This window comes from Actinoplanes sp. NPDC048988, from assembly GCF_043197815.1.
Lineage (GTDB): Bacteria > Actinomycetota > Actinomycetes > Mycobacteriales > Micromonosporaceae > Actinoplanes.
Genome location: NZ_JBICTW010000001.1, coordinates 44,661 through 61,510 on the forward strand (window position 1 = coordinate 44,661; position 16,850 = coordinate 61,510).

At 69.7% G+C, this 16,850-nt stretch carries 15 protein-coding genes; 7 read left to right on the forward strand and 8 right to left on the reverse strand.

The window, feature by feature from the left end:
* Nucleotides 1-26 precede the first annotated feature (26 nt).
* The 3 genes from ACGFJ7_RS00195 (at nucleotide 27) to ACGFJ7_RS00205 (ending at nucleotide 5,572) form a co-directional block, all read left to right on the forward strand.
* A complete protein-coding gene (locus tag ACGFJ7_RS00195) occupies nucleotides 27-1,934 on the forward strand; it encodes a M4 family metallopeptidase (protein ID WP_392641257.1) in 1,908 nt (635 codons plus the stop codon).
* A gap of 126 nt (nucleotides 1,935-2,060) precedes the next feature.
* Complete coding sequence (locus tag ACGFJ7_RS00200) at nucleotides 2,061-2,555, forward strand: CAP domain-containing protein (RefSeq protein ID WP_360240961.1); 495 nt, start codon at nucleotides 2,061-2,063, stop codon at nucleotides 2,553-2,555.
* Between the two features lie 50 nt (nucleotides 2,556-2,605).
* Nucleotides 2,606-5,572, forward strand: a complete 2,967-nt coding sequence (locus ACGFJ7_RS00205) for a hypothetical protein (protein ID WP_392639827.1) — start codon at nucleotides 2,606-2,608, stop codon at nucleotides 5,570-5,572.
* Between the two features lie 230 nt (nucleotides 5,573-5,802).
* Here ACGFJ7_RS00205 and ACGFJ7_RS00210 read toward each other — a convergent pair whose 3' ends face one another.
* From ACGFJ7_RS00210 to ACGFJ7_RS00220, 3 genes are all read right to left on the reverse strand, one after another.
* A complete protein-coding gene (locus ACGFJ7_RS00210) occupies nucleotides 5,803-5,991 on the reverse strand; it encodes a hypothetical protein (RefSeq protein ID WP_392639830.1) in 189 nt (62 codons plus the stop codon).
* 251 nt (nucleotides 5,992-6,242) lie between these two features.
* Entirely contained in the window at nucleotides 6,243-6,476 is a 234-nt protein-coding gene (locus ACGFJ7_RS00215; RefSeq protein ID WP_245923337.1) for a DUF397 domain-containing protein, read from the reverse strand.
* 41 nt (nucleotides 6,477-6,517) lie between these two features.
* Nucleotides 6,518-7,366, reverse strand: coding sequence for a helix-turn-helix transcriptional regulator (locus tag ACGFJ7_RS00220; protein WP_360240970.1), 849 nt, complete (start codon nucleotides 7,364-7,366; stop codon nucleotides 6,518-6,520).
* A gap of 224 nt (nucleotides 7,367-7,590) precedes the next feature.
* On the opposite strand from ACGFJ7_RS00220, the gene ACGFJ7_RS00225 reads away from it, so the two are divergent.
* From ACGFJ7_RS00225 to ACGFJ7_RS00235, 3 genes are all read left to right on the forward strand, one after another.
* Nucleotides 7,591-8,229 carry a GPP34 family phosphoprotein gene (locus tag ACGFJ7_RS00225; RefSeq protein ID WP_097322305.1) on the forward strand — a complete coding sequence of 213 codons (639 nt, stop codon included), beginning with the start codon at nucleotides 7,591-7,593 and terminating at the stop codon, nucleotides 8,227-8,229.
* A gap of 62 nt (nucleotides 8,230-8,291) precedes the next feature.
* Entirely contained in the window at nucleotides 8,292-9,830 is a 1,539-nt protein-coding gene (locus ACGFJ7_RS00230; RefSeq protein WP_392639834.1) for an APC family permease, read from the forward strand.
* Between the two features lie 29 nt (nucleotides 9,831-9,859).
* Complete coding sequence (locus ACGFJ7_RS00235) at nucleotides 9,860-10,474, forward strand: GNAT family N-acetyltransferase (RefSeq protein WP_360240977.1); 615 nt, start codon at nucleotides 9,860-9,862, stop codon at nucleotides 10,472-10,474.
* Between the two features lie 23 nt (nucleotides 10,475-10,497).
* On the opposite strand, the gene ACGFJ7_RS00240 is transcribed toward ACGFJ7_RS00235, so the two are convergent.
* Together ACGFJ7_RS00240 and ACGFJ7_RS00245 are read right to left on the reverse strand one after the other, a co-directional pair.
* A complete protein-coding gene (locus tag ACGFJ7_RS00240) occupies nucleotides 10,498-11,049 on the reverse strand; it encodes a GNAT family N-acetyltransferase (protein WP_097322302.1) in 552 nt (183 codons plus the stop codon).
* 360 nt (nucleotides 11,050-11,409) lie between these two features.
* On the reverse strand, nucleotides 11,410-11,919 hold the full coding sequence (locus tag ACGFJ7_RS00245) for an Lrp/AsnC family transcriptional regulator (RefSeq protein WP_360240980.1): 510 nt from the start codon (nucleotides 11,917-11,919) through the stop codon (nucleotides 11,410-11,412).
* A gap of 103 nt (nucleotides 11,920-12,022) precedes the next feature.
* Here ACGFJ7_RS00245 and ACGFJ7_RS00250 point away from each other — a divergent pair, with 103 nt between their 5' ends.
* Nucleotides 12,023-13,675, forward strand: a complete 1,653-nt coding sequence (locus ACGFJ7_RS00250; protein WP_392639838.1) for an alpha-keto acid decarboxylase family protein — start codon at nucleotides 12,023-12,025, stop codon at nucleotides 13,673-13,675.
* On the opposite strand, the gene ACGFJ7_RS00255 is transcribed toward ACGFJ7_RS00250, so the two are convergent.
* The 3 genes from ACGFJ7_RS00255 to ACGFJ7_RS00265 form a co-directional block, all read right to left on the reverse strand.
* The gene (locus tag ACGFJ7_RS00255; protein WP_392639841.1) at nucleotides 13,672-15,234 is read right to left on the reverse strand and encodes a protein kinase; all 1,563 of its coding nucleotides are present in this window, start codon (nucleotides 15,232-15,234) and stop codon (nucleotides 13,672-13,674) included. The two genes, ACGFJ7_RS00250 and ACGFJ7_RS00255, sit on opposite strands and share 4 nt — an antisense overlap.
* A gap of 147 nt (nucleotides 15,235-15,381) precedes the next feature.
* Nucleotides 15,382-16,008: an NAD(P)H-dependent oxidoreductase gene (locus ACGFJ7_RS00260; protein WP_360240989.1), complete on the reverse strand. Its 627-nt coding sequence runs from the start codon at nucleotides 16,006-16,008 to the stop codon at nucleotides 15,382-15,384.
* A 24-nt stretch (nucleotides 16,009-16,032) separates the two neighbouring features.
* Nucleotides 16,033-16,770, reverse strand: coding sequence for a hypothetical protein (locus tag ACGFJ7_RS00265; protein ID WP_392639845.1), 738 nt, complete (start codon nucleotides 16,768-16,770; stop codon nucleotides 16,033-16,035).
* Nucleotides 16,771-16,850 lie beyond the last annotated feature (80 nt).

Here is a 16,850-nt window from a genome sequence, read left to right on the forward strand (position 1 = left end):
GCGTGAAACGTCGAACCCCTCTGATCATGGCGGCGGCCGCCGGAACCCTGGCCGCCACCGCCCTGGTCGCCGTCGCCCAGCCGGCCACCGCCGTCCCACAGGATCCGCAGTCGGCCGCCGCCAAGGCCGATGCTCTCGTCGCCTCCCGCCCCGCCGTCCTGGCCGCCAGTCCGAACGAGACCTTCCAGCGGCGCCAGGTGTACAGCTCGTCCGGCTTCAACTACGTCGCCTACGACCGCACCTACAACGGCTTCCCGGTGATCGGCGGTGACTTCGTCGTCGTCACAGACTCGGCCGGCGCCACCAAGTACACGTCGGTGGCCCTGACCCAGCCGATCGGCCAGATCTCGACAGTGCCCCAGCTGGCCGACAGCGCCGCCGCGGGCATCGCGAAGGCCCAGCTCAAGACCGTCACCGAGGTGGAGGGCACGAAGCTCGTCGTGGTCGCCCTCGACGGCAAGCCGGGCAAGCTGGCCTGGGAGACCACCGTCAAGGGCACGAGCGCCGAGGGGCCGAGCCGGCTGACCGTCGACGTGGACGCGACCTCGGGCGCCGTGCTGCGCGAGTACGAGCACGTCACCGACGTCTCCGGCACCGGAACCGGCTGGATCAACGGCTCGGTCACGCTGGACACCACCCAGTCCGGTTCGACGTACACGCTGCAGGACCCGAGCCACACCACGATCCGCTGCCAGGACGCCGCCAACAACACCACCTTCAGCGGCAGCGACAACGTCTGGGGCAACGGCACCGGGACGAACAAGGAGACCGGCTGCGTCGACGCCTTCTACGTGGCGCAGAAGCAGTACGCGATGCTGTCGGCGTGGCTCGGCCGCAACGGCCAGAACGGCAGCGGCGGCGCCTGGCCGATCCGCGTCGGCCTCAACGACCAGAACGCGTACTACGACGGCACCCAGGTCCAGATCGGCAAGAACACCGCCGGCCAGTGGATCGCGTCGGCCGACGTGGTCGGCCACGAGCTGGGCCACGGCATCGACGACACCACACCGGGCGGCATCTCGCGCTCGGGCACCCAGGAGTTCGTGGCCGACACCCTCGGCGCCGCGACCGAGTGGTACATCAACAACCCCAACGACGCCCCCGACTACCAGGTCGGCGAGGAGGTCAACCTGGTCGGCAGCGGCCCGATCCGGTACATGTACAACCCGTCGCTGGCCGGGGACAGCAACTGCTACTCGAGCAGCACGCCGGGCTCCGAGGTGCACGCCGCGGCCGGTCCGGGCAACCACTGGTTCTACCTGCTCGCCCAGGGCACCAGCGGCGGCGGCTCGGGCCAGCCGACCAGCACCACCTGCAACAGCAGCACGGTCACCGGCCTCGGCATCCAGGCCGCCATCAAGATCATGTACAACGCGATGCTGATGAAGACGTCCAGCTCGTCGTACCTGAAGTACCGCACCTGGACGCTGACCGCGGCCAAGAACCTCTACCCGAACAGCTGCGCCGAGTTCAACACGGTCAAGGCCGCGTGGGACGCCGTCAGCGTCCCGGCCCAGTCGGCCGACCCGACCTGCACCGGCGGCGGCACCACCCCGCCGCCCACCACCACGCCCCCGCCGACCACCGGCTGCACCGGCACCAACGCCACCGACGTCACGATCCCCGACGCCGGCTCCGCGGTGACCAGCACGATCACGATCGCCGGCTGCGGCCGCGCCGCCTCCTCGACCGCCACGATCGCCGTGAACGTCGCCCACACCTACCGTGGTGACGTCAAGCTCGACCTGGTGGCGCCGGACGGCACGGTCTACGCGCTGAAGAGCACGTCGTCGACCGACAGCGCCGACAACATCGTCACCACGTACACCAAGAACCTGTCGAGCGAGGCCGCCGACGGCGCGTGGAAGCTGCGCGCCCAGGACGTCTACTCGCAGGACACCGGCTACATCAACACCTGGACCCTGACCCTCTAGATTTCGGACATCGGTGCCGGGGAGCACCTGGGTTGCCCCAGGTTGCTTCCCGGTTCCGCTTCTTCATCAGCGCTCCCGATCCCCGATCTGACTGGCGTACAGCCGATCGAGAGAAGGAGCCACCTCTTGAAGCGTTTCGTCCGCCGCGCCGTCGTCACCGCCGCCCTCGCCGCCGTTCCCACGCTGTTCGGCGCTCCGGCTTTCGCGGCCGCCACGGCCGCGCCGACGACCCCCGCCGCGTACGAGGCCGAGGTCGTCAAGCTCACCAACGCCCAGCGCACCGCGCACGGCTGCCAGGCCCTGCGCACCGACGCCCGCCTGACCACCGCCGCCCGCGCCCACAGCACCGACATGGTCAAGCAGGGCTTCTTCAGCCACACCGGCTCGGACGGCAGCAACTTCGTCACCCGCGAGGTCCGCGCCGGCTACCCGCGCAACGGCGCCGCCGCCGAGAACATCGCCTGGGGCTACCGCAGCCCGCAGCAGGTCGTGACCGGCTGGATGAACAGCTCGGGCCACCGCAAGAACATCCTGAACTGCGCGAACACCGCGGTCGGGGTCGGCCTGGCCTACACCGCGGGCGGCGCACCGTACTGGACGCAGGACTTCGGCCGCGTCTGATTTTGCCGATACAGCCCGAAAGGTACCTAACCCCCGGTTAGCGTGCTGATGTGCCTTGGGCTGCGTTTTCCCGGTGGATGGCGGTCATCATGATGGCCGCCGTCCTGTACGTCGTCGGAGCCGCCGATCCACTGGACCAGCATCCGGTGACCGCCGCACCGACCACCTGCGCCACCCCGGTGGCCCTGCGCAACGGCGACTTCGAGTCCCCGCTGATCGCCGCCGGCTCGGTCGCCGCCGTGCCCCTCGCCGGCTGGCAGCCGGCCCCGGTGCTCCTCCGCCGCGACGGCGGCCAGCACGCCGAGCTGACGACCGGCACGATCCACCAGGACGTGACCACGACCCCCGGCCAGACCCTGCGCTGGGAGCTACGCCACCGAGGCGGCACGCTGACGGTCCTGGCCGGCCCGGCGGACGGCCCCCTCGACCAGCAGGGCGACACCATCACCGGCGACCGGGCCGCCTGGGCCACCTACGCCGGCGCCTACACGGTCCCCGAGGGCCAGACCAAGACCCGGTTCGCCCTGCGCGCCACCGGCCCCACCGCGGTCGACGCCGTCTCCTTCGGCACCCCCGCCTGCCTGCTCACCACCACCACGGTGGCCACGGCGAAGGCCAAGGTCAACGACCGCTTGACGTACGCCGTGACAACCCGCAACGCGGGCGGCAACCCGGCCCGCGCCACCACCGTCACCGCCGAGCCCGGCCCCCACTCCAAGCCGGTGGGCCTGCTGCGCCCCGGCGAGAGCCACACCTTCACGTACGAGGTCCCGGTAGCCCCCACCATGGCCGGCACCACCTTGCGCACCCGCGCCACCACCGCCTACTCCACGTCGCTGACCGGCGCGGCCACGGAATCCTCGACGTCGAACACCGTCGGCACCACCATCGCCCCCGCCGCCGACCTCGCCGTCGCCGCCACCACAGCCGCCGGTGACGTGACCACCTACCGGATCACCACCACCAACAAGGGCCCCAGCCCCGCCGACGCCACCCAGGTGACCGTCGCCCTCCCCGACGGCACCACCGGCGTCGCGGCCGCCTCCGCCACCGGCACGTGCTCCCTGACCAGCACCACCGCCGAGTGCGCCTACTCCACCCTGCGGCCCGGCGAGTCCCGCACCATGACCGTCACCGCCGTCCCCGCCACCGCGACCCCCGCCACCGCGACCCCCGCCACCGCGACCCCCGCCGTCGCGACCCCCGCCGGAGTCATGCCCGCCTCCGGAGTCACCGTCACCGCCTCCAGCGCCACCGGCGAGCTGACTCCCCAGGACAACGTGATCGGCTTCCAGCCGGAAGCCCCCGCCACTCCCCCGGCCGACCACCCGGCAGCCCTCGCCGTCACCGCGAGCGATCCCAGCGTCCCCCGCGACGGCACAGCCAGCTTCGAAGCGACCGTACGCAACGACACCCCCACCGCCACCTCAGCCACCGTCCGTGTCCACCCCGCCCCCGGCCTGGCCATCACCGACGGCATCCCCGACCTGGGCACCTACACCGACGGCACGTGGACCGTCCCCGGCCTCCCACCACACACGACAGCCCACCTGAACCTCACCGCGACCGCCCTGGCCACCGGCGACCTCACCTTGACCGTCTCCACCGGCGACACCAAGAAGAAGGCCACCATCACGGCCACCCCCGCCAGCACTTCCCTGGCCATCACCGTCGACCGCCCGCGTTCCCCCGCCGCGTTCGACGTGGGCGACACCATCCCGCTCCGCTACCGCCTGACAAACGACGGCACCGAGCCTCTGGACCGCATCCTCGTCACCGACACCTTGACCGGCCCCGCCACCTGCCCCAAGGCCTTCCTGACCCCGAACGCCACCATGCTCTGCGAGGCCCCGCCGTACACAGTCACCCAGGACGACGTGGACGCCGCCCTCCCCTTGACCACGATCGTCACCGCCGAGGCCCACGCCCCCACCTCGACCGACCCGTTGTTCTTCGGCCCCACCAAGGCCGACCTACCCCTCGTGACCGCCCGCCCCTCGCTCACCGTGACGGCCGCACCCACCACCTACCTGCTCCGTAACAACGGAAACCAGACGCTGAGCAACGTCCGTGTCTCAAGCACCGAAACCGGCCGAGCCACCTGCACCACCACGACCCTGCCTCCCGGCGCCACGACCACCTGCGCTCTCACCGCCCAGCCGCTTTCCCCTTCCGCCCCCACCTCCGCCCCCACCTCCGTCTACGCCTACGGCACGACTCCCGGCGCAACGACCGCAACCGCCTTCGGCCCTTTCCCCACCCACCCCGCCCACGGCGACCCGGACTCCTCCACAAGCAACGGCACACAGGGCGCAACCCAGCCCTCAACCGGCAGCGAGGCGCAGGGGCCCTCAACCGGCAACGAGGCGCACGGGCCCTCAACCGGCAGCAGCACACAAGGCGAAACCCCGCCCTCAACCGGCAACGAGGCGCACGGGCCCTCAACCGGCAGCAGCACACAAGGCGAAACCCAGCCTTCAACGGGCAGCGAGGCACAAGGCGGCCCCCCGACCAGCGCTGAAGCGCCAGGGCAAGACGGCCCCCCGACCAGCGGTGAAGCGCAAGGGCAAGGCGCAGCCCAGGGGCAAAGCGCACCTCAAGGACAAAGTGCGGCCCAAGGACAAGCCAGGCTTTCATCCGAGAAAGCCCGAGCTCAAGCACCAGGCCAGGCCGCCTCACCATCCACCGCCGGGCAGAGCACCGCGCAGCAGGCTCCCACCGCCCCCGCTCTTCCGGCGACCGTTCCCTCCCGAGGCGCAGCCCCGCAGCTCAGCGCCCCCGCCACGCCGAACCCGTCGGTGCCGAACCCCACCCCCACGGTGATCACCCCACCGCCGGCCGTGGTTCCCACCCGCGAACAGCGGTACTGGGCCGACCCCATCCCCGACCCCGTGCCGTTCAGCGGAAGTCCTCTGGCCACCGCCAGCGTCCTGGGCCTGGCCCTCCTGGCCGGCGGCTTGATCGTCCTGGCCTCGCTCCGCGGCCGCTGGTGGCCCCGCAAGGCCGGAAAGAGCTAGACCGGCCGCCACCGGGTTGGCGATCGGCTCCCGGCTCGGCTCAGCCCGCAGCCGACCGGAGACCTCATCCAAAACCGGCGCAACCCGCGGCCCGTCGGGAACCTCACCCAGGACCGGCGCAGCCCGCGGCCCATAGGGGTCTCTTCCAAGACCCGCCGCCCGTTGGGGGACTCAGTTGAGACCCGGCTCGGCCTGCGGCTCGTCGGGGACTCGGGGAGAACCGGCGCGGCCTACGGCTCGTCGGAGGACTCGGGGAGGACCGGCTTGGTGGGCGGCTCGTCGGCGTTTCTGTCCATGACGGGCCCGGTGATGGGCTCTCGGCTCGGCTTGGCGCTGGTCATGAAGACGACCGCGAAAATCAGCGCCACGATGGCGAGGGGGATGCCGGCGAACAGGAGGATGCCCTCAAGATCGGTCACGGGTGCAAAAGTACGCCGCCGGCCGGGAACGGCCGGTGGGCGGAAGGTGCCGCCGCCGATAACCGAGACATGTCGCGGATCCGACGGAGACATTCACCCGAAGGAGCTTCGCGTTTGCTGGATCGAAATAGCGCTTATGCAGAGTAGGGGCGCCGCGACTCCCGGTGAGCGGAGCCGCGGGCCTCTTCGCGGAGAAGTTGACTTTGCGTAGGCACTTCCCATCGGTCCGTGCCTATGGTTAGTCTCTAGCCTCAGGAATTGATGTCGAACTCGCCTTCCTTGGCAGAGTCCACAAAGGCGGTCCACTCCGCCTGGGTGAACAGGAGCGCAGGACCGGAGCGGTCCTTGCTGTCCCGGACGGCGACTCCCGTGTCGAGGAAGGCGACTTCGACACAGTTGTTGCCACCGTTGCCATTACTACGGCTGGCCTTGCGCCAAGTGGCCTCGGCAAGCAGGGTGGCATCGGCGAGCTGGTGCGTGAGCAATTCAAGCACCCCCCTTCGGATATGCGGTTGTCTCCGGAGCCCTAGGCGACCAGCAGGCTCTCGATCATCTTGATGGTCATGCGATGGTCGAGCGCCATAGCGCTCAATCGCTCGAACTCTTGTCGGTAACGGGCAACCTCGGATGGTTGCTCTTCGTAGTAGTCTCCCGCAAGACCTTCAAGATAGACAACATCCAAATGGGTGGTCTCCCGAAACTCCAAAAGGGCTGCTGACCCGCCGAGGAACGTGTGTTCGCCGGCGTGGAACGGGAGAATCCGCAACGTCACATTCGGTAATTGGGCGGCCTCGATCAGATGCCGAAGCTGCTCATTCATGACGCGCGGGCCGCCGACCACGCGGCGTACGACCGATTCGTCGATGACGACCTCGAGCTCGAGCGACCGGTCGGCCCGGAGCCGGCCCTGCCGGGTCAGGCGCAGCTTCACCCGGCGGTCGATGTGCTGCGGGGTGTCGTTGGTGCGGCCGGCCTCCATCAGCGACCGCATGTACGCCTCGGTCTGTAGCAGCCCGGGCACCAGCACCGGTTCCCAGCAGCGCATCGAGGCGGCCGCCGCCTCCAGCCCGACGAAGTTGCCGGGCCGCATGATGTCGCGGTAGTCGGTCCACCAGGTGCGCTCGCGCGAGAGGCGGGCCAGCTCCACCAGGGCGTCGCGGTACTCCTGATCGCCGACGCCGTACAGCGTCAGCAGGTCTTTCACGTCGCGCGGGGTCACCGCCACGCGCGCGGTCTCGATCCGCGTCACCTTGGCGGCGTGCCACTCGAAATGACGCGACACATTCTCTTGCGTCAATCCGGCGGCCTCGCGGCACCGTTTCAGCTCCGCCCCGAGACGACGACGGCGCAGCGTGGGTCCTTCATCAACGGACACCTGGACTCCCTTGGTCCTGATGATGCCGATAGTACGACCGCCGTGCTGATGATCCAAACAAGGAGGACTCCACAAAAAGTCTAGTACTTCTTGTCATGACCTTGCTGTCGGGTACATGATGCGGAGCACATCGAGTCATACCTTTCTGTACACACAGTGATCTTCGCGGTAATCCCGTTAAAAGGGACAAGACCATCAAGACGTTGTCTAAGGGGCGTGGCGGCGTGTTGGCTGACCAGTATTTCCTGATCGCACACGAGGACCGCACCGGCCGGTCCCGTCTCCATCCACGCGCGACCGGCTTGGGGCTGGCCGCCGCTCTCCTCGGCGAGCTCGTCCTCGAAGGACGGATCGGCATCACCGACGGAGACCTGGTCATCCTCGACCGGCATCCTCCGACGGACGCGCTCGCACACGACATCCTGGACCTACTCATCGCACAACCACAACACCGTGATGTACGGGTGTGGCTGGCGTTCCTCTCGCAGGACGCGGCGATCCGGGTCGGCGAGCGCCTGTCGCGGCTCGGCGCGGTCGAGGCCGTGACCCGGCGCCGCATGCTCTCCACCGAGACCTTGTACATGCCGAACACGGCGGCCCAGCGCAACGCGGCCGCCTGGGCCCCGGCCCGGCTGGCCAACCTGCTGGTGCGCGGCATCGGCATGAGCACCAGCGACCGGGTGCTCATCGGGCTGGTGGCCGCCACCGGCCTCACCAGACACGTGCTCTACGACTTCGAGATGCACCGGCACGCGTTCCATTCGCTGCCGAGTGCGGTCGGGTCGCTTCCGGGCGACCTTCGGGAGCTCGTCGAAATCACCGAGACCTCCGTGGGCTCGGTGCTGACCGTCGGCCGACGGTGAGCGGCGTCGGGCGCCATCACCTCCGGCCTAACAACCACGACCACTGGGCCGGGAGGATGTTGATGGAGCGTACGAAACCCGCAGAGCCGGACATCGTCACACAGGCGCTGGCCAAGAACCGGTTGGGCATTCCGTCTGTGGTGTTCTTCGGCGTCGCGGGAGCCGCACCGCTCACCGTGATCATCGGGTCCATCACCACGATCTACGCGATCATCGGGAGCACCGCCGTCCCGATCGCGTACGTGGTGGTGGCCGGGCTGCTGTCGCTGTTCACCGTCGGGTTTGTCGCCATGAGCCGGCACATCGTGAACACGGGCGCCTTCTACTCGTACATCAGTCACGGTTTAGGCCGAATGGTCGGCGTCGGGGCGGCTTTCGTCGCCCTGCCCGCCTACTCACTCATGCAGATCGGCCTCTTCGGCCTCTTCGGTTCGGCTGCTTCCGGCATCCTCGCGGCTCTGGGCTTCTCGGTTCCCTGGTACGCGTGTGCGGTGGCGGCCTGGGCCGCGGTGACGGTGCTCGGCCTCCTCTGGGTCGATCTGAGCGGCCGGGTCCTGGCGGTCCTGCTGGTGCTGGAGATCGGCATCGTGCTCATCTACGACCTCGTGATGGTCGGCAACCCGGCGAACGGCGAGGTCACCTTCTCGCAGTTCTCGCCGGCGCCGCTGGCCACCCCGGTCGTCGGCGTGCTGCTGGTGCTGGCCATCGCCGGCTTCGTCGGCTTCGAGGCGACGGTGGTCCTGTCCGAGGAGGCCAAGGACCCGAAGCGCACGATCGCCCGGGCCACCCACATCGCGGTGGTGCTGGCCGGCATCCTGTGCGCGATCTCGGCCTGGGCCATGTCGGTGAACACCGGCCCCGACCAGATCGCCGCCAAGGCGGCCGAGCACCGGACCGACCTGGTCTTCACCCTGGTCGGCCCGCACCTGCCCAAGTTCATGGTCGACCTCGGCTACATCCTGTTCCTGACCAGTGTCTTCGCCGCGCTGCTGGCCTTCCACGCCGCGGTGTCGCGCTACCAGTTCGCCCTCGGCCGCGAGGGCGTCCTGCCGGCGGCGTGGGGTCGCACCCACCCGCGTACGGGCGCTCCGCTCCTCGGCTCCATCACCCAGAGCGTGCTGGCGATCATCGTGCTCAGCGCGTACGCCCTAGCCGGCGCCGACCCGCTGGTCTACGTCTTCGCGTGGCTCACGACGATCGGCGGGCTCGGCGTCCTCATCCTCATGTGGGCCGCGTCGGCCGCGGTCATCGCGTTCTTCGTGCACAAGCGGCGAGGGGAGAACATCTGGCGCGCCTACTTCGCTCCCGGACTGGCGTTCCTGCTGCTCACGGTCGTGCTGGCGGCAACCTGCATCGGCTTCGGTGAGCTTCTCCAGGTCTCCGGCGACTCGCCGTTCCAGTGGCTCATCCCGGTCTGCTACCTGGCCGTGGGCGTGATCGGCATCGTCTGGGCCCTGATCATGCGGGCGGCCCGTCCCGAGGTGTACGCGGCGATCGGCCGCGGCTCCGACAGCCGGTCCACAGTGGCCGCCGAGACCCAGGAACTCATGCGCGCGCTGCACGCCGACCCCGTGGGCGCGCGCGGCGGCCAGTACTACTGACCAGCACACCCGTGCCACGAGAGGAAGTCATGACCTACGCGATCCAGGAACTGGTGATCCGCGACGTCGCACCCGTGGACGTCGAGGAGATCACCGGCCTCGTCGCCGCGGCGATGTGGGACGGGCCGGTGGCCCGCTGGCTGCACCCCGATGCCGAGGTGCGCCGGCAGGAAAGTCCGCGCTACTTCGAGATCTTCGTCGAGCACGCGGTCCGGTACGGCGAGGTGTACGCCACCTCGGACTACGACACCGGCCACGTCTCCGGGGTAGCGCTGTGGTTCCCGATGACCGCCACGATCCCGCCGCCGCTCGACTATGAGCAGCGCATGAAGGAGGTGACCGGCCCGGCGTACGACCGAACCTGTGAATTGACAGCGGCGGTCGAGGCACGCCATCCCACCGATCCCCACCACTATCTGGCTTTCCTGGCCGTCCATCCGGAGAACCAGGGCCGTGGGATCGGCAGTGCGCTCCTCGACCGCCACCACGCCCGCTTGGACGAGGCCGGCATCCCCGCGTATCTGGAGGCGAACGACCCGCGTAACCGGGACCTTTACCTCCGGCACGGATACCGGATCCGGTCAGTCATCGAGCTTCCCGGCGGACCACCGCTGTGGTCCATGTGGAGGTTGCCTATGAACTGACAGTGGTGCCCCCTGCCGAGTTACTACGCGGCTGCCGGAAACTCGTAGAGCCAGTACGACTGCTGGTCGATCCGGGTGAACTTCATGTTGTCCGAGAGCCGGCTGACCATCATCCGGAATACTCGGGACATGCGGCGAACCTCGTCGTTGTGGTTGCAGATGTCCAAGCAGACGAGCCCGTTCTGGGCCGACGCGATGTGGTACATCTGCTCGACCAGTTGGGAAAAGGCTTCACGACCCTGGGCATGCGGACTCACGGCGACGAATCCGATGTACCAGATCTTCCGGGCCGCGTAGTGCTCAGGCCAATGCCGTTCGAAGTACTGGGGAGCGATCAACGGAACCGCGTTGAGATCGTTCGTGTAGGTGGCGACGCCGCACATCGTGCCGTCATCATCGAGGGCCAGGTACTTGCCGACCCGCGGATCCGCCATTACCTCGTCGAACTCCGACTTGTACATCAGGTGACGCTGGACCGCGAGGTGGTTCAACTCCTCGAAGGCGTCCGTGTACATGGTCCACATTGCCTGGTTCTGCTCGGCATCGGTGATCTGGTCGATGACTTTGATAAGCATGTTCGGCTCCCCCGCAGGCCGCCGCCAGGTCGGCCCGCTTGTCGCACTCATCTTGATCGATGATCTGTGCTCATCACTGTACGAAGAGTGAGCGCGTCATGACAATGCGTGTGCGCCGATTGAATGTGCCAATTCATCTACCGGATGCCCTCCGTGCCCGTTTTGGTGTGCAAGTTGCAAACACCGGCACGAAATCGCCCTCGATCCAGCAGACGGTTGTAGCCTTCGAGTACTACGCACGTTGCGCATTACTCCTGGTCCAGGCCCTCATTACCGCCCGCCGTCGCCGCTATTGATTTCTCCGAAGCGCCTTGATCATTGATCTCCGTCAATAGAGATCAATCATCACAAGGCCCCACTCTACGCGCCACGGTCCACATTACGTACGGTTAAATCGGGCCCCTCGGAAGTGTGGCGCCGAAGAAGCCCGTCGAGGCTGCTGGGCGCCACCTCGTGCAGCACGATCGAGGTAGAGGTCCGCACGACGCTGGGCGCGGCGACGATCAGATTGGTGATGCGGTAGAGGTCGGCCGTGTCCCGCGCGACCACCCGGACCAGCAGGTCGCCGTCGCCGGTGGTGGCCAGGATCTCGACGACCTCGGGAATCCGGGCCAGTTGCTGCGCCGCGCGGTCCCCCTCACGCTGGCTCAGCGACAGGGTCATGAAGGCCATCAGCGGGTAGCCCAGGGCGGCCGGGTCGAGACGCCGCGAGTAGGCGCCCAGCGCGCCGGACTCGCGCATGCGGCGCAGCCGGGCCTGAACGGTGTTGCGCGACATGGCCAGGCGGTCGGCCAGGGCCACCACGGTGGCGTCCGGGTCGGCGTCGAGGGCGAGCAGGATGCGCGCGTCGGTGGCGTCCAAGATTCGCATCGTGCGCAATCCTTCCCCATGATGCCCGCCCGGGTTGAGCAGAACGCACAAGCAGGAGACATCACATTGTGCAGGATGCGCAACAGGCACCAGTGTCATCCTCATGATCGACTTTGCCTCCACGGTCACCGTCGCCGAGTACCTGGGCGAACGGCTCCGGCAGGCCGGCGTGTCCCACCTGTTCGGCGTGCCCGGCGACTTCAACCTCAACCTGCTCGACGGCCTGGCCGAGGTGCCCGGGCTGCGCTGGACCGGGTCGCCCAACGAGCTCGGCGCCGGGTACGCCGCCGACGCGTACGCCCGCCGCCGCGGCCTGGCCGCGCTGATCACCACCTACGGCGTGGGCGAGCTGAGCGCGATCAACGCGGTGGCCGGCAGCGCCGCCGAGGACGCCCCCGTCCTGCACATCGTCGGATCGCCGCGGACGGGCACGGTCGCGGCCGGCTCGCTCGTGCACCACACCCTGGCCGACGGCGACTTCGGGCACTTCCACCGGGCGTACGCCGAGATCAGCGTGACCACCGAGGTGCTGACGGCGGACCGCGCCGGCGAACAGATCGACGCGGTCGTCACGGCGGCCCGCCGCGAACGCAAGCCGGCCTACCTGAGCGTCCCGCAGGACCTGGCCCTGCACCGGATCCCGGCGGCGCCCCTGCGCGAGCCGCTGAAGATCGCTTCAGACCCGCTTGCCGTACGGGCGTTCAGCGCGGCCGTCGAGAAGCTGCTGTCCGCCGCCGAGCGCCCGGTGGTGGTGGTCGGACAGCTGGCCGCGCGCTACGGGCTGGGTGCTCAGATCGCCGGCCTGGGCGTCCCGATGGTCACCCAGCTGGCGGCCAAGGGCGTGATCGACGAGGGCACGCCGGGCTACCTGGGCGACTACGCGGGCACGATGCTCGACCCCGCCCCGGCCGCCGCCGTCGACGAGGCGGACGTGGTGCTCCACCTGGGCTCGGTGCAGACGGCCGAGCTGACCGGCTTCTTCTCGGCCCGCCCGCTCGACGACCGCACGGCATGGACCTCGGCCACCGCCGCCGGCGTGGGCGAGCAGCGCTTCGAGAACGTCCTGTTCCCCGACGCCGTGAACGCCGTCGCCGCAGCCCTCACCGACCGCAGGTTCAGCGGCGGCGCGGCCGGGGCCGGGCATGAGGACGGCCCGGTCGGCGAGGAACTGACGCAGGCGAGCATGTGGCGGATGCTTCAGGAGTGGCTGCCCGGGCACTCGGCGCTCATCGCGGACACCGGCACGGCGTACTGGGGCGCGCTGTCGCTCCGGCTCCCGGCGGACACGACATTCGTCGGGCAGCCGATCTGGAACTCCATCGGGTGGGCGCTGCCCGCGGTGCTCGGCCAGGGCCTGGCCGAACCCGATCGCCGGCCCGTCCTGGTCATCGGTGACGGCGCGGCCCAGATGACCGTTCAGGAGCTGGGCACGATCGCCGCCGCCGGCCTGCGGCCGGTGATCCTGCTCCTCAACAACCGCGGCTACACGATCGAGCGGGCGTTGCAGAGCCCGCAGGCCGTCTACAACGACGTGACACCGTGGAACTGGCGGGCCCTGGTCGCCGGCCTCACCGGCCCCGAGACCGACTACCACCACGCCGCCACGCCGACCGAGCTGGACAAATCGCTCCGCGCGGCCGCCGACCACCCGGACCGCCTGGCCTTCATCGAGGTGGAACTCGACGCGTACGACACGCCCCCGCTCCTGCGCCGCCTGGCCGAACGCGCCACCGCGGCCGCCAAGGCAACGGCCTAGGACCGACTGAGCCCCGGAGCCGGCCACATCGACCGCGCCGGCTCCGGCAGGCTTGCATTCCTTCTCCCGTACGCGACGACGACAGCCACCACGGCCGCCAGCACCAGCGCCCCGGCCACCACAACCACGATCCGCAGCCCCCGACGCCCGCCCCGACCTCCTTCTGGGCGCCGCACCGCCTGTCCGCCCTCACCGGCCACCTCAGCGCCGCCCCACGAGCCCGCCGAACCTCCGGCACTTCCGAAGCCCGCCGCACTCCTCGAACCCGCGCCACTTCCGAAGCCCGCCGCGCCTGGAATGCCCGCCGCACTTTCCGACGCCGCCGCATTTGCTGAGCCCATCCGGCTCTTCGGCACCGTCACGTCTCGCGCCGCAGTCGGGTCCTCTGGAACTGTCCGGCCTCCGGACGCCGGCGCGCTCCGGGAAGCGGCCGCACCTTCGGATGCCGTCGCCCCTCCCCGAGCCGCAGCATCCCCCGGACCGAACGAAGGCCGCCGCGCCGGAGCATCTCCCGGACCGGACGAAGGCCACTGCGCTGAAGCATCCCCCGGACCGGACGAAGGCCACTGCGCTGAAGCATCCCCCGGGCCGGACGGACGCCGCTGCGCCGGACCGACGGTCCCCTGGGGATCCGGCATCTGCTGAGCGCCCCCGCGGCCGGCCTCCCGGTCCGAGTCGGTTTCGCGGAGTGGGAGGCCGGCGTTCTCCGGCGCGGCCGCCAGGCCCGATTTTTCGGGATAAGTCCTGGCGTTCTCGCGGCGGGAGGCGGGAAGCGGCGTGTGCAAGTTCGCGGGCAGCTGGCCGGGCTCGGCCGACCTGTCGTACGTGCCGGTGTTCTGTGTCGCCGTTCCCGGTCCCGTTCTGTCTCCGGTGGCCGGGGGCGTCTGCGTCGTGGAGCCCGTGCGGAACGGGCCGGCGTTCTCCACGTACGGCTCCCGGCCCTCGCCCCTCGCCGTCTCCACCGCCGCCAGGAACGCCTCGGCGGTACGCGGCGGCTCGGCCAGCACCGCCCGCAACGCCGGGGGCGGATCGGGGAAGAGCACACCCATCAGCGGGACCACCGCCCGCATGTCCGGCACCGACCATGTTGTCGGGGCCAGGTCACGCAGCATCGCCCGGCCGTCCGTCACCAGGACGTTCGCCGGCTTCAGCGCCCCGTGCGGCCTTTCCCGACGGTGTACGGCGGTCAGGGCCCGCAGCACGTCCACCGCGATCCGCCACGCCCGCGCCGGCGGGATCGGTCCCCGGCGCAGCAGGTCGGCCAGCGACCACGGCTGCAGCTCGGTGGCCAGCCACGGCGGGTCGCCCGCCAGGTCGGCCCAGAGCAGGCGGACGACGTTCGGGTGTTCGGACAGCTCGTAGTGCAGCCGGCACGTCTCGTCGAACGCCCGCCGGGTCGCCGGCGCGAACGGCTGCCGCCACCGTTTCAGGGCCACGACGATGCCGAACGTGCGGTTGCGGGCGCGGAACACCTCGGCCGCCGGCGACTCGCCGAGCTTCGCCGCGAGCTCGAAGTCGGCGAGGGTCTGCCGCGGGTGGGCGCGTTCGAAATCAGTCACGAGGCCGGCCGTTGGCAAAGTGAAGGAAACATGGGTGTGCCTTCGCGAAGGGCGATGGGGACACCCCAGGGTGGAGGTTGATCGGGAGCGCGGACCCCGTACGGTCAAATGCCCGTCACTGGATTCCCCCAAAAGTAAGAAGGGGTGTCAGCCGGCCTGCCAGTCGGGCAGGGAGGACGTGTCCCGGCGTTCGATGATCGGGAACACGCTCGAGTACGTCTGCCAGGACGGGCGGGACGGCTTCTCGCTGAGCGCCAGCATCCGGGCCAGGCCCTGGAGGGCGTCGCGCAGGGCCTGGTGCAGCAGCGGGTCGGCCACGAAGCCGTACTGGTCGACGGCCTCGGCGGCGAGCGGGATGCGGATGCACGCCGCCCGCAGGATCTTGGCGTTGCCGTGGGTGAGCACGGCCTCCAGGGTGGCGCGGGCGAGGTCGTCCTCGCCCGCGTGGGCCACCGAGAGCCAGGCGACCGGCTTGCCGTCGAGGAGGTTCTCGTCGACCAGCCAGTCGAGCAGGTTCTTGAGGCTGCCGGGGATGGACCCGGCGTACTCGGGCGTGCTGAACAGCACCGCGTCGGCGATGCGCACCTGGTGGCGCAGCAGGACGACGGTGTCGTGCGGGTTGTCCTCGCCCGGCACGAAGGCCGGCAGTCCGCGCAGGCCTTCGAACAGGCCGGCGTTGATGTCGTCCGGGGCGAGATGAGCGGCGGTACGCAGCGCGGCGTTGTGCAGGGACTCATCGCGGGTGCTGCCCGAGATCAGCAGGATGCGCGTCATGCCGCAGACGATAGAGCTTGCGGGTTACGCCGCGCAGATCAGACTGATCTCCTTGGCGGAGACGCTGTGCACACCCCGGCCCGGCGTCAGGTCGGCCACGGTCGCCGGGTCCGGGCAGGCCGCCGACTTGCCGTGCCACTCGATCTCGGTCTTCTCGGTCACGGTCACCGTCACGGACAGACCTTTGGGGTACGCCACGGTGAGCGCCCCGGTCGCGGCGTCGAAGGTGCTGACGGTCGCCTTGGCGGCGGCCGGACGGTCGTACACCTTGGGCTTGGAATCCTTGCTGTTGACGATCCCGTCGCCGTCCGTGTCCTCGTCGCCGTCCTTGACCCCGTCGCCGTCGCTGTCGGCGTTGCGGGGGTCGAGGCCGAGCATCCGCTCGGTCTTGTTGATCAGACCGTCGGCGTCCGGGTCGGACTTGGCGTCGTTGCTCTTGGGGTTGAGCTTCTTGCCGACCTCGTAGCCGTCGGGCAGCGTGTCGCCGTCGGTGTCGGCGTCGTCGGCGCTGGTGCCGGCCTTGAACTCGGCCAGGTTGGTCAGCCCGTCCGCGTCCTTGTCACCGCTCGCGTCCTTCTTGCGCGGGTTCAGGCCGTGCGCTTTCTCGTACGCGTCCGGCATCCCGTCGCGGTCGGTGTCCTTGGCGGCCGGCACCGCCGGCTTCGGCTTGGGCTGGGCCTTGGACGCGGCCATCGCCGTTCCGGACATCGACAGGGCCGTCAGCGTGGCGACAGCGGTGACAGCGGCAAGTCGGCGCTTCATGAAGGTTCCTTCCAGGGGCGTTCTTTGTGGCCCTGAGGTTCGGCCCCTGGAGCGGGAACCTGAGCCCTGCTACCGGCCCG

Excerpts from the sequence above, each read along its gene's own strand:
- ACGFJ7_RS00260 (WP_360240989.1), bottom strand. The coding sequence starts at position 16,008 with ATGACGCGCATCCTGCTGATCTCGGGCAGCACCCGCGATGAGTCCCTG.
- ACGFJ7_RS00240 (WP_097322302.1), bottom strand. The coding sequence starts at position 11,049 with ATGCTTATCAAAGTCATCGACCAGATCACCGATGCCGAGCAGAACCAG.
- ACGFJ7_RS00235 (WP_360240977.1), top strand. The coding sequence starts at position 9,860 with ATGACCTACGCGATCCAGGAACTGGTGATCCGCGACGTCGCACCCGTG.
- ACGFJ7_RS00230 (WP_392639834.1), top strand. The coding sequence starts at position 8,292 with ATGGAGCGTACGAAACCCGCAGAGCCGGACATCGTCACACAGGCGCTG.
- ACGFJ7_RS00195 (WP_392641257.1), top strand. The coding sequence starts at position 27 with ATGGCGGCGGCCGCCGGAACCCTGGCCGCCACCGCCCTGGTCGCCGTC.
- ACGFJ7_RS00245 (WP_360240980.1), bottom strand. The coding sequence starts at position 11,919 with ATGCGAATCTTGGACGCCACCGACGCGCGCATCCTGCTCGCCCTCGAC.
- ACGFJ7_RS00250 (WP_392639838.1), top strand. The coding sequence starts at position 12,023 with ATGATCGACTTTGCCTCCACGGTCACCGTCGCCGAGTACCTGGGCGAA.
- ACGFJ7_RS00265 (WP_392639845.1), bottom strand. The coding sequence starts at position 16,770 with ATGAAGCGCCGACTTGCCGCTGTCACCGCTGTCGCCACGCTGACGGCC.